7 protein-coding genes and 1 riboswitch are annotated in these 12,526 nt (G+C 73.5%); of the genes, 2 read left to right on the forward strand and 5 right to left on the reverse strand.

Features of this window, described 5'->3' with window-relative positions; translation table 11 throughout:
* Positions 1 to 128 precede the first annotated feature (128 nt).
* Together thiO and O7628_RS08120 are read right to left on the reverse strand one after the other, a co-directional pair.
* Positions 129 to 1,274, reverse strand: coding sequence for a glycine oxidase ThiO (gene thiO / locus O7628_RS08115; protein ID WP_278129403.1), 1,146 nt, complete (start codon positions 1,272 to 1,274; stop codon positions 129 to 131).
* Between the two features lie 47 nt (positions 1,275 to 1,321).
* Positions 1,322 to 1,948, reverse strand: coding sequence for a thiamine phosphate synthase (locus tag O7628_RS08120; RefSeq protein WP_278129404.1), 627 nt, complete (start codon positions 1,946 to 1,948; stop codon positions 1,322 to 1,324).
* A riboswitch (TPP riboswitch) is annotated at positions 1,943 to 2,050 on the reverse strand. It overlaps the preceding gene by 6 nt.
* Positions 2,051 to 2,537: 487 nt before the next feature.
* Between O7628_RS08120 and O7628_RS08125 the strand changes: the two genes are divergently transcribed.
* Both O7628_RS08125 and O7628_RS08130 read left to right on the forward strand, forming a co-directional pair.
* The gene (locus tag O7628_RS08125; RefSeq protein WP_278129405.1) at positions 2,538 to 8,360 is read left to right on the forward strand and encodes a ThuA domain-containing protein; all 5,823 of its coding nucleotides are present in this window, start codon (positions 2,538 to 2,540) and stop codon (positions 8,358 to 8,360) included.
* 79 nt (positions 8,361 to 8,439) lie between these two features.
* Positions 8,440 to 8,988 carry a hypothetical protein gene (locus O7628_RS08130; RefSeq protein WP_278129406.1) on the forward strand — a complete coding sequence of 183 codons (549 nt, stop codon included), beginning with the start codon at positions 8,440 to 8,442 and terminating at the stop codon, positions 8,986 to 8,988.
* 139 nt (positions 8,989 to 9,127) lie between these two features.
* Here O7628_RS08130 and O7628_RS08135 read toward each other — a convergent pair whose 3' ends face one another.
* From O7628_RS08135 to O7628_RS08145, 3 genes are all read right to left on the reverse strand, one after another.
* The gene (locus O7628_RS08135) at positions 9,128 to 10,072 is read right to left on the reverse strand and encodes an aldo/keto reductase (protein WP_074472839.1); all 945 of its coding nucleotides are present in this window, start codon (positions 10,070 to 10,072) and stop codon (positions 9,128 to 9,130) included.
* Between the two features lie 88 nt (positions 10,073 to 10,160).
* Positions 10,161 to 11,837 carry an ATP-binding cassette domain-containing protein gene (locus O7628_RS08140; protein WP_278129407.1) on the reverse strand — a complete coding sequence of 559 codons (1,677 nt, stop codon included), beginning with the start codon at positions 11,835 to 11,837 and terminating at the stop codon, positions 10,161 to 10,163.
* A gap of 56 nt (positions 11,838 to 11,893) precedes the next feature.
* Positions 11,894 to 12,499, reverse strand: a complete 606-nt coding sequence (locus O7628_RS08145; RefSeq protein WP_278129408.1) for a methyltransferase — start codon at positions 12,497 to 12,499, stop codon at positions 11,894 to 11,896.
* Positions 12,500 to 12,526 lie beyond the last annotated feature (27 nt).

The raw sequence follows: 12,526 nt of genomic DNA on the forward strand, positions 1-12,526 counted from the left end.
CCCGGCCGGACCAGTGGCGCGGCTCGGTGCGCGGCTCGGTGCGCGGCTCGGTGCGCGGCTCGCGGACCGGTGGCGCGGGTCGGTGGCGCGGGTCGGTCGGGTGGTCGGGTCGGTCGGGTCGACGGCGGTCAGTCGGACCGGCGTTGGCCGGCGAACCGCTCGGGGGTGAAGGGGGCGAGCAGCGGATCCACCGCCGGGGAGCCCGCCTGCCCGGTGACGATCAGGTCGGTGACGAGGTCGGCGGTGACCGGGGTGAGCACGATGCCGTGCCGGTGGTGGCCGGTGGCGGCGAGCACGCCGGGCCGGCCGGGCAGCGGCCCGATGACCGGCCTGTTGTCGGGGGTGCCGGGGCGCAGCCCGGCGGTCGCCTCGACCAGGTCGTACTCGGCCAGCTCGGGGACGAGATCCACGGCGGCGCGGAGCAGCCGCAGCACCGCCCCGGCGGTGACGTCGGTGTCGGCGCGTTCCTCGACGGTCGCGCCGACCACCACCTCCCCGCTGGAGCGGGGCACCAGGTAGACGGGTTCGCCGTCGGCGTACCCCCGGAGGACGTGCCGGAAGCCCGGCGGGCCGCCGTCGGGCGCGCGCAGCCGCAGGATCTGGCCCTTGACCGGGCGGACCGGCAGCCCGGTGAGCGCGGCGGCCCCGCAGCCGGCCGCGACGACGGTGACCCGGGCGTCGAGGTCGGACAGCGACCGCACCCCGCCGGCGACGAGGGTCGCGCCGGCCCGCCCGGCGGCGGTGCGCAGCGCCGTGACCAGCCGCCGGGGGTCGACCTGGTGATCGCCGGGGGCGATCGCGCCGCCGCGCACCCGGGTGGCGAGCGCCGGTTCGCGGTCGCGCAGCTCCGACGGGCGCAGCGGGCTGATCGGCAGCCCCAGGTCCCGCTGGTACGACCACAGCCGCCGTGCCTCGGCGAGGTCGTCGCCGGTGAGCCCGACGACGAGGGTGCCCTCGGTGCGGTACCCGAGGTCGACGCCGCTGGCGGCGGTCAGCTCGGCGGCGAACGCGGGCCAGCGGGCGGCCGAGGCGACCAGCAGCGCGGTCAGCTCCCGTTCGCCGAAGTAGGACTCGGCGACCGGCGACAGCATCCCGGCGGCGACGTGGGACGCGCCCGCCCCGGGGGCCGGGTCGTGCACGGTGACGCGCAGCCCGCGCGCCGCGCACCGCCACGCCACGGCCAGCCCGACGGCCCCGCCCCCCACCACCGCCACGTCGGTAAGGAAGGGCCCCCTGTTAACGCTTTCTGTATAGGAAGGGTCCCTTCCTAACATGTCAGCTCCCCCGGACGCCGCAGCGCCGCCGGACACCCCGGCGCCGGCTAGCACGTCAGCGCCCCGAGCAGCTCGGCGGTGGCGCGCGCCGGATCGGCGGCGGCGGAGAGCGCCCCGACCACCGCCACCCCGTACGCCCCGGCGGCGCGCAGCGCCGGGACACCGGCGGCGGTCACCCCGCCGATGGCGATCACCGGCACCGCCACGGCCCCGGCCACGGCGCGTACCCCGGCGGGGCCTATCGGGTCCGGCAGCCCCGCCTTGGTGTCGGTGGCGTGGCAGGGGCCGACGCCGAGGTAGCTGGCCCCGCCGGCCACCGCCTCGGCGGCCGGTCCCGGTGACCGGGCGGTCGCGCCGAGCACCGCGGTGGGGCCGAGGATCCGGCGGGCCGCCGGGACGGGCAGGTCGTCCGCGCCGACGTGGCCGCCGGCGGCGCCGACCGCGAGCGCCACGTGCAGCCGGTCGTTGACCAGGCACGTCGCCCCGTACGGGGCGCACAGGGCGACCGCCCGCCGGGCGAGGTCGTACGCCTCGCGGTCGGTGGCGTCGTCGGTGACCCGGACCTGGACGACCAGCTCGGCGCGGGCCACCGGCAGGGCGGCGCGCAGCACGGCGAGGGGGTCGCGCCCCGGCCGGGTGTCGGTGATCAGATGCAGTCGTCCAAGGGACGGCACGGCAACTCTCCTCCCTGCGCCGGCATTACCCGGATCAGGTTCGACGGTCGGGGGCTCCAGCCCCCCTCTCAGCCCGGTGCACCGGGCTCCCGTGGGTTACTTCCGTGTCACCGTACGACGGATCGGTCGATCCGCCAAGGGATCCGACCGGTGGTCCAGACCACGATCAACCGGCCGGCGAGCCACTTCTCCCCATTCCTCCGCATGCGCCGGATAGGCCGATCGCCGATACCGAATCGTTACACGCCGACGCCTTGCCGGAAACGAGTCCAGCGGCGCTAATTTGTTCAACCGATCGACATATTTCGGCGCGTGGCCTCGGCGTGGCCCGCACCGACCTACCGGTGAGCGGCCCTGGCGTGGTCGTCCACCCCGATCCGACCGGTGGACGGCCCTGGCGTGACCGCCCACCGACCACCGGCACGCGGCCCCCTCGCGTGCCGGTCCGACCGGCGCGGGCCCAGGCCCGCGCCGACGTTACAGGTGCCCGGGCGCTGGTCCGACCCGGCACCCGCACCGACCGGGGACGGTCTGCGGCGAAGTCGTCCCCGAGCCCACCACTGTCCAGCTCGGACAAAAGGAGCATGGAGTGTCTCCATCCCGCCGCCGCCGCATACCTCGCGGCATCCTCAGTTCCTCACTTCTCAGCCTGTCCCTCGTCGCCACCGGCCTGGTCGCCGGCACCCCCGCCCAGGCGGCACCGGCCGCCGCGCAGGCGGCGCCCCTGGCGGCGGCCCCCGTGGCGGCCGCCGCCACGGACCCGTTCTCGGTGCTCGTCTTCTCCAAGACCGCCGCCTTCCGGCACGACGCGATCCCGGCCGGCATCGCCGCGATCCAGAAGCTCGGGACCGACAACGGCTTCACCGTCGACACGACCGAGGACGGCGCCGCGTTCAACGACGCCAACCTCGCGAAGTACCAGGCCGTGATCTGGCTGTCGACCACCGGTGACGTCCTCACCGCCGACCAGCAGGCCGCGTTCGAGCGCTACATCCAGGCCGGCGGCGGCTACGCCGGCGTCCACGCCGCGTCGGACACCGAGTACGACTGGCCCTGGTACGGCAAGCTGGTCGGCGCGTACTTCTCCAACCACCCGGCCAACCAGCAGGCCACCGTCAAGGTCGAGGACCACGCCCACCCGTCCACGGCCACGCTGCCGGACAAGTGGTCCCGGTTCGACGAGTGGTACAACTTCCGGACCAACCCGCGCGCCAACGTGCACGTCCTGGCCAGCCTGGACGAGAAGTCCTACACCCCGGGCACCGGCGCGATGGGCGCCGACCACCCGACCGCCTGGTGCCAGGACTACGACGGCGGCCGGGCCTGGTACACCGGCGGCGGCCACACCCAGCAGTCGTACCAGGAGCCCGAGTTCCTGGCCCACCTGCTCGGCGGCATCCGCACCGCCGCGGGCGTGGAGAAGGCCGACTGCGGCGCCTCGAAGACCTCGAACTTCGACAAGGTGACGCTGGACAGCAACACCAACAACCCGATGGAGCTGGACATCGCTCCGGACGGTCGGGTGTTCTACGCCGAGCGTGACGGCCGGGTGCAGATCATCAAGCCGGACACCGGCAACACGGTCACCGCGACCAAGCTGGACGTCTTCACCGGCAACGAGGACGGCCTGCTCGGCCTCCGCCTCGACCCGGACTTCGCCACCAACAAGTGGATCTACCTGTACTACGCGCCGGCCGGTGGCGGCCCCCGCAACTACCTGTCCCGGTTCACCGTCAACGGTGACGCCATCGACAAGGCCACCGAGAAGGTCGTCCTCCAGGTCGACACGCAGCGCAACACCTGCTGCCACGCCGGCGGCAGCATGACCTTCGACTCGAAGGGCAACCTGTACCTGGCCACCGGTGACAACACCAACCCGTTCGAGTCGAGCGCCTTCACGCCGATCGACGAGCGGGCCGGCCGGCAGGACTACGACGCGCAGCGCAGCGCCGGCAACACCAACGACCTGCGCGGCAAGGTGATCCGGATCCACCCGGAGGACGACGGCACCTACACGATCCCCACGGGGAACCTGTTCGCGCCGGGCACCGCGAAGACCCGCCCCGAGATCTTCGGCATGGGCTTCCGTAACCCGTTCCGGATCGGCGTCGACCAGAAGACCGACACCCTCTACGTCGCCGACTACGGACCGGACGCCAACTCGGCCAACCCGGACCGCGGCCCCGAGGGCCTGGTGGAGTGGAACATCGTCGCCACCGCCGGCAACTACGGCTGGCCGTACTGCACCGGCAACAACAAGGCGTACAACGACTACACCTTCCCGAACGGGCCGAGCGGGGCGAAGTTCAACTGCGCCGCGCCGGTGAACGACTCGCCGAACAACACCGGCCTGACGAACCTGCCGCCGGCCATCCCGGCGACCGTGGACTACGGCTACGCGGGCGACCCGCGCTTCCCCGAGATCGGCGGCGGCGGCGCCCCGATGGGCGGCCCGGTCTACCGGTACGACGCCGACAGCACGTCGGACCGCAAGTGGCCGGCGTACTACGACGGCAAGGCGCTGCTCGGCGAGTGGAACCAGTCGAAGATGTACACGATGCAGGTCAGCCAGGACGGCAAGTCGCTGATCGACATCAACCAGTTGCTCACCGGCATGACCATGGTCCGCCCGATGGACTTCGAGTTCGGGCCGGACGGCGCGCTCTACATGATCGAGTGGGGCAGCGGCTTCGGCGGCAACAACGACAACTCCGGCGTCTACCGGATCGACTACACCGCCGGCTCCCGGGCCCCGATCGCCCAGGCCAGCGCCGACCCCACCTCCGGGCCCGCGCCGCTGACCGTGAACTTCTCCAGCGCCGGTTCCCGCGACCCCGACGGCGGCGCGCTGACCTACTCCTGGGCGTTCGGTGACGGGCAGACCTCGACCGAGGCGAACCCGACGCACACCTACGCCACCGCCGGCGACTACACCGCCCAGCTCACCGTCACCAACCCCGCGGGCCGTACCGCCGTGGCGAACGTGCCGGTGACGGTCGGCAACACCGCCCCGACGGTGACCATCGAGTTCCCGCCGAACGGCGGCTTCTTCGAGTGGGGCGACCAGGTCAACTACACGATCAAGGTGACCGACCCGGAGGACGGCACCATCGACTGTGACCGGGTCCAACTCCAGGTGCTGCTCGGCCACGACGAGCACGCCCACCCGCTGGAGCAGCACACCGGCTGCACCGGCACCGTGCAGACCTCGCTGGCCTCCGGCCACGGCGCGGAGGCGAACGTCTTCGGCGTCTTCGAGGCGACCTACACCGACAAGGGCGGCGCCGGCGGCGCCGGCGAGCTGACCGGCCGGGCGATCGAGCAGCTCCAGCCCAAGCGCAAGCAGGCCGAGTACTTCACCGCCACCGGCCGGGCCCCCGGCAGCACCGGCGGCGGCGACCCGGGTGTGCAGAAGGAGACCACCACCGACACCGCCGGTGGCAACCAGAACATCGGCTTCATCGAGGACGGTGACTGGTGGTCGCTCGCCCCGGCCAGCCTGACCGGCATCGACTCGATCCGCTTCCGGGTGGCCTCGGAGGTCCAGGGCGGGCGGATCGAGGTCCGCTCGGGCACGGTCGACGGCCCGCTGGTCGCGACCGCGAACGTGCCGGGCACGGGCGGCTGGCAGCAGTTCGTCGACGTGACCGCCCCGGTCACCGGCACGGCTGAGGGCACGCTCTACTTCCTCGCCAAGGACCCGGCCGGCGGCACCGGCTCGCTGTTCAACGTCAACTGGATGGACTTCATCGGCCGGGGCGTCACCGAGAACGCGCCGCCGCAGGTCAGCGCCACGGCGACGCCGACCACCGGCACCGCGCCGGTCACCGTCGCCTTCGACGGCACGGCCACCGACGCCGAGGGCGACACCCCGCTGACGTACGCCTGGGACTTCGGCGACGGCAAGACGGCGTCGACCCTCGACGCCACCCACACGTACACCGTGCCGGGCACCTTCACCGCCACCCTGACGGTGACCGACGCCCGGGGCGCGAAGGCGTACGTGACCGTCCCGGTGAAGGTGGAGGCGGCCAACACGTCCTGCTTCGGGGCGCGTTCGGACGACTTCGTCGGCACCAGCCTGGACAAGGACCGCTGGACCGTGGTCCGGGAGAACCAGCTCTACTCGGTCTCGGGCGGGTCGCTGCGGCTGCCCACCGCCTCCGGTGACCTGTACGGCACGACCAACGGCGCCACCAACCTGGTCCTCCAGCCCGCACCCAGCGGATCCTGGCAGGCCACCACGAAGGTCACGCTGCCCGTCACCGCCAACTACCAGCAGGCCGGCCTGCTGATCTACGGCGACGACGACAACTACGCCAAGCTGGACCTGCTCTACTCCGGCTCCCGCCGGGTGGAGTTCATCCGGGAGACGGCCGGGTCGCCCCGCAACGAGGGGGCGGACGCCACCGCCGCGCCGGCCGGTGACACCGTCTGGCTGCGGATGACCAGCGACGGCACCAACCTGACGGCGGAGATGTCCGGCGACGGGACGACGTTCACCCCGGTCGGCCGGTCCGCCGCGCTCGCCGGGATCAGCAACCCCCGGATCGGTCTGTTCGCCCTCAACGGCGCCACCACCGCGCCGGTGGTGGACGCGGCATTCGACTTCTTCCAGGTCACGCCCGACGAGCCGGCCGGCCCGGTCGACCCGTCGGACGAGTTCGGCGGCACCGCGCTCGACAAGTGCCGCTGGAACGCGATCCTGCGGGAGGACGCGGCCACCTACCGGGTGACCGGCGGGGCGCTGCAGATCGACGTGCCGAAGGGTGACATCTACGGCACCAGCAACACCGGCCCGACGAACTTCATCCTCCAGACCGCGCCGTCCGGCGACTGGACCCTGGAGACGAAGGTCGACGGCAGCCTGCTGGCCGAGCAGTACCAGCAGGCGGGTCTGATCGTCCACGCCGACGACGACAACTACGTCAAGTTCGACTACATCGTGGACAACCAGGCCGGTCAGGCCGTCTCCCGGCGGATCGAGTTCCGCGGCGAGGTCGCCGGGGTGACGCAGAACCCGCAGCCGCAGGTCTCCAACCTGACCTCGGGCGTGTGGCACCTGCGGCTCGCCCGGGCCGGTGACACCTTCACCGCGTCGTACTCGGCCGACGGGCAGGAGTGGACGACCTTCGAGACGCTGACGAACACCGCCGTCGGGGCCACCCCGAAGATCGGTCTGTTCACTCTCGGGGCCAACGCGGCCACGTCGAAGACGGCGTCGTTCGACTACTTCCGCCTCTCCACCAAGACCGCCGACACGGCCGCGCCGGTGACCACCGCCACGGTCTCCGGCACCCCGACCGAGGGCTGGCACAACGCGCCGGTCACGGTCACGCTCGCGGCGGCCGACGAGGCCGGCGGCAGCGGGGTGGCCTCCACCGAGTACCAGCTCGACGGGGCCACGACGTGGACCGCGTACACCGAGCCGGTGCAGGTCACCGGTGACGGCGCGCACGAGGTGCGGTTCCGGTCGACCGACAAGGCCGGCAACGTGGAGGAGGCCAAGAAGGTCAACGTCAAGATCGACGCCACCGCGCCGGTCAGCTCGGCGGCGTTCGCCCCGGCGAACGACGACGGCTGGCACGCCGGCACCGTCCCGGTGGTGCTCACCTCCACCGACGCCGGTTCCGGGGTCAAGAAGCTGGAGTGGTCGCTCGACGGCGGGGCCTGGACGGCGTACACCGAGCCGGTCGAGGTGACCGGGAACGGCTCGCACGAGCTGCTCTACCGGGCCACCGACGCCGCCGGCAACGCGGAGGCGCTCAAGTCGGCCGTCGTGAAGATCGACGGTGACAAGCCGACGCTGCTGGTCTCCGGCATCGCCGACGGCCAGCTCTACGGCGACAGCCAGGACGTGCGGATCTCGTGGCAGTCTGTCGACCCGACCTCCGGCATCAAGACGATGTCCGGCACGTTGGACGGCAAGACGTACGCCAGCGGCACCCTGCAGCCCATGTACGAGCTGCCGCTCGGCCTGCACGAGCTGGTCGTGACCGCGACCGACAAGGCGGGCAACTCCACCACCTCGACGGTCCGGTTCTACGTCACCACCTCGTTCCGGGACATGCAGAACCTGCTGGACCGGTTCAAGGCGACCGGACGACTCTCCAACGTGGCGCACCGCAAGCTGTCCAACAAGCTGGACGCGGTGCGGGCCTCCGAGGCGGAGGGCAACGACAAGCGGGCGGTGCAGCAGTTGACCGCCTTCAAGGCGTTGGCCACCGATGCCGCGCTGGTGACCGACACGGACGTCCGGGACGTGCTGGTCCGTGACGCCGACGCCATGATCGTCCGGCTCGGCGGCGCGGCCACCAAGGCCGGCGTCAAGGCGAACGACAACAAGTCGGTCGACGGGGCGGGCCGGCTCGGCACCGACCCCACCCGGATCGCCGAGGGCGGTTCGCTGTAACGGAAGACGGGGCCGCTCCCGCCGTGCACCACGACGGCGGGGGCGGCCCCACCCGAACCGAACGAGTGGAGCACGTGTGATGCGTACCCTCAGGATCCTCGCCGCCGCGCTCGTCGCGGCGTGCCTGGTGGCGCTGCCGGCGGGCCCGGCGGCGGCGCACGGCGGAAAGCTCAAGCTGTCGGTGGGCGGCGACGGGGCCGGCGGGGTCACGGTGCTCGCCGTCTACTCCGACGGTCACCGACTGGACCAGCCGGTGCGGCTGACCCTCACCGCCAAGGGCGAGGGCGACCGGACGGCCGGGCCGGTGCAGCTCGAAATGGCCGGGGAGGGGCAGGGCTTCTACTCCAGCGGCCCGCTGCTCTCCCCCGGCCGCTGGCGGGTGACGGTCACCGCGCCGGCCCCGTACAAGACGTCGGCGACCGCGACGGTGCAGGCGCGCGCCGCCCAGACGCCGCCCGCGCCCCGGCCCGTCGCCGTGCAGGCCGGGCCGGAGGAGCGGGACCGGTCGGGGGGCGGCTGGTGGACGTACGCGGCCGGCGGGCTCGTCGCCGTCGCGCTGCTGGCGGCGGTGCCGCTGCTGCTCGTGCGCCGACGTCGGCCGGCCGGGCCGGGAGGACCGACGGCCTGACCGGGCCGACAGCCGGACCGGGCCGACAGCCGGACCGGGCCGACAGCCGGACGAGGGACGCCGGGGCGAACCGCCCCCGGCGTCCCTCGTCGTTTCGCCCCTCGCCGTCTCCGCGATCGGCGTTGTTCCCCGACCCGGCTCAGAGGACGGCGTCGAGCGCGGCCAGGTCGTCGTCGCCGGGCTGCCACGCGCCGGCACCGGCGTTGGCGCGCACCTGCTCGGGGGTGGTGGCCCCGGCGATGACCGAGGTCACCGCGGGCCGGGCGGCCAGCCCGCCGATGGCCACCTGGAGCATGGTGAGCCCCCGCTCGGCGGCGTACGCCCCGATCGCCTCGATGGTGTCCCAGCGCGCGGCGGCGAGACGCTCGGCGTACCGGCCGCCGCCGGAGAGCCGGCTGCCGGCCGGGGCGGCCTCCCCGCGCCGGTACTTGCCGGTGAGCAGGCCGTTCGCCAGCGGGAAGAACGGCAGCAGGCCCAGGCCGAAGCGCTCGCACGCGGGAACGACCTCGGCCTCGACGCCCCGCTCCAGCAGCGAGTAGTGGTTCTGCGCGCTGACGAACCGGGTGTGCCCGTTGGACGAGGCCACCCAGTCGGCGTCCGCGATCTGCCACCCGGCGAAGTTGGAGTTCCCCAGGTAGCGCACCTTGCCGGCGCGCACCAGGTCGTCGAGGGCAGCGAGGGTCTCGTCGATCGGGGTGCCCGGGTCGGGCGCGTGCATCTGGTACAGGTCGATGTGGTCGGTGCCCAGCCGCCGCAGCGACGCCTCGACCGCGCGGGCGATGTAGCGCCGCGAGCCCCGGGCGCCGAAGTCGGCCCCGTTGGCCCCCTGCATGTCCATGCCGAACTTGGTGGCCAGCACCACCTCGTCGCGGCGGCCCTTGAGCGCCTGGCCGAGCAGCTCCTCGGAGGCGCCCTGCGGCTCGCCGTAGATGTCGGCGGTGTCGAACAGGGTGATGCCGGCGTCGAGCGCCGCGTCGACCACCGCCCGGGTGCCGTCGAGGTCGAGCTTGCGGCCGAAGTTGTTGCAGCCGATGCCCACCACGGACACCACGAGCCCGGAGTCGCCCAGCCGGCGGTACGTCATCTCAGTCACGCGCCAACCCTATGCCAGGTGCAAGGAAGGGCCCCTTCTACACCGTTATGCGTTAACAGGGGGCCCTTCCTTGCACCGCTCACACGTCCCAGACCGGCTCCGGGGTCTCGGTCACCTCGCCGTCCCTGCCGAACAGCAGGAAGCGGTCGAAGGAGCGGGTGAACCAGCGGTCGTGGGTCACCGCGATCACCGTGCCCGCGAACGCCGCGAGGCCGGCCTCCAGCGCCTCCGCGCTGGCCAGGTCCAGGTTGTCGGTCGGCTCGTCGAGCAGCAGCAGCGTCGCCCCGGACAGCTCCAGCAGCAGCACCAGGAAGCGGGCCTGCTGGCCGCCGGAGAGGGTGCCGAACCGCTGGTCGCCCTGCCCGGCCAGCTCGTACCGGCTCAGCGCGGCCATCGCCGCGTGCCGGTCCATCCCGGCCCGGTGGTCGTCGCCGCGCCACAGGATCTCGACCAGGGTCTTCTGCATCAGCTCGGGCCGGTCGTGGGTCTGCGAGAAGTGGCCGGGGCGGACCCGCGCGCCGAGCCGCACCACCCCGTCGTGCGCCACCGCGGCCAGCGCGCCGGCCCCGTCGACCGGGCCGTTGGCCGGGTCCGGGTCGGTGCCGCCCCGGGCCAGCAGCCGCAGGAAGTGCGACTTGCCGGTGCCGTTGGCCCCGAGCACCGCGACCCGGTCGCCGAACCAGATCTCCAGGTCGAACGGGTAGGTCAGGCCGTCCAGCTCAAGCTGCTCGGCGACCACCGCGCGTTTGCCGGTCCGCCCGCCGGTCAGGCGCATCCGGATGTCCTGGTCCTTCGGCGGTACGGGCGGCGGCCCGGCCTCCTCGAACTTGCGCAGCCGGGTCTGCGCGGCCTGGTACCGCGACGCCAGCCCGTCGTTGTACGCGGCCTTCTGCTTGTACATCAGCATCAGCTCGCGCAGCTTCTGGTGTTCCTCGTCCCAGCGGCGGCGCAACTCGTCGAGGCGGGCGTGCCGGGCCGTCCTCGCCTCGTGCCAGCTGGCGAAGCCGCCCGGGTGCACCCAGGCGCTGCCGCCCTCGACGGCGACCACCCGGTCGGCGGTGCGGGCCAGCAGCTCCCGGTCGTGCGAAACGTAGAGCACCGACTTGGCCGACTCGCGCAGCCGGTCCTCCAGCCACCGCTTGCCGGGCACGTCGAGGAAGTTGTCCGGCTCGTCGAGCAGCAGCACCTCGTCGGGGCCGCGCAGCAGCAGTTCGAGGGCGAAGCGCTTCTGCTGGCCGCCGGAGAGGGTACGCACCGGGCGCTCCCGGGCCACCTCCCAGGGCGCGTCGAGGACGATCGTCGCGACGGTGTCGAAGACGACCTCGGCGTCGTACCCGCCGGCCTCGCCCCAGGCGGCGAGCGCGTCCGCGTACGCGAGCTGGGCCTTGGCGGCGGCGTCGCCGAGCGTGCCGCGCAGCTCGGCCGCCCGCATGGCCGCCTCGGTCTCGGTGAGCCGGCGGCCGGCGTCGCGCAGCGCCGGCGGGGCGAGCGACAGGGCCAGGTCGGCGAGGGTGGAGTCGTCGCCGATCATGCCGATGAACTGGCGCATCACGCCGAGCCCGCCGGAGCGGGCGATCCCGCCGCTGCGCACGGGCAGGTCGCCGGCGACCATCCGCAGCAGCGTCGTCTTGCCCGCGCCGTTCGGCCCGACCAGGGCGACCTTGGCCCCCTCACCGACCCGGAACGACACGTCGGTGAAGAGCTCCCGGCCGTCGGGGAGGATGTGCCCGACGGCTGCCACGTCCACGTATCCCACCCGGGCATCCTGCCTGAGCGGGCCGGCCCGGCGACAGCCGATTACCGGTGCGCAGGTCAGCGGGTGACCCGCAGCACCCGGTAGCCCTTCTGACTGGCGTGCCGGCCCACCTGCCAGCCCTGCTCGGTCAGCCAGCGGTGCAGCGAGTCGCCGCCGAGGTGCCGGGCGACCACCAGCCAGGCCACGCCGTCGGGGGCGAGCCGGGGCAGCCAGCGCAGCAGCAGCTCGTGCAGGCCCTCCTTGCCGATGCGGATCGGCGGGTTGGACCAGAGCTGGGCGAACGTCACGTCGGCCGGCACGTCGTCGGGGGCGGCGACCCGGACCCGGTCGGCCGCGCCGACCCGCTCGGCGTTGGCGGCGGCGAGCGCCCGGGCCCGCTCGTTGACGTCGACGGCCCAGACGGTGGCCGCCGGGGCGCTGCCGGCCAGCACGCAGGCGATCGGGCCGAAGCCGCAGCCCAGGTCCAGCAGGTCGCCGGCGGCGTCGGGGGCCGGCAGGTCGGCCTTGCGCAGCAGCACGGCGGTGCCGGGGTCGAGGCGGGCGGCGGAGAAGACCCCGCCGGCCGAGGTCAGCGTGTAGTCGCGCCCGGCGACGGTGAACTCGACCTCCCGGGGGCGGGCGGCGGTTCCGGGTTCAGCGGTGAAGTAGTGGTCGCCGGTCACGCCCGGCATTCTCGCACTGGTGTCGCC

The sequence above is a fragment of the Micromonospora sp. WMMD956 genome, from assembly GCF_029626125.1.
Classification (GTDB): Bacteria; Actinomycetota; Actinomycetes; order Mycobacteriales; family Micromonosporaceae; genus Micromonospora; species Micromonospora carbonacea.

What these genes read in the sequence shown, in the direction of transcription:
- O7628_RS08130 (WP_278129406.1), top strand. Translation starts at nt 8,440, where the DNA reads ATGCGTACCCTCAGGATCCTCGCCGCCGCGCTCGTCGCGGCGTGCCTG.
- thiO (WP_278129403.1), bottom strand. Translation starts at nt 1,274, where the DNA reads ATGTTAGGAAGGGACCCTTCCTATACAGAAAGCGTTAACAGGGGGCCC.
- O7628_RS08135 (WP_074472839.1), bottom strand. Translation starts at nt 10,072, where the DNA reads ATGACGTACCGCCGGCTGGGCGACTCCGGGCTCGTGGTGTCCGTGGTG.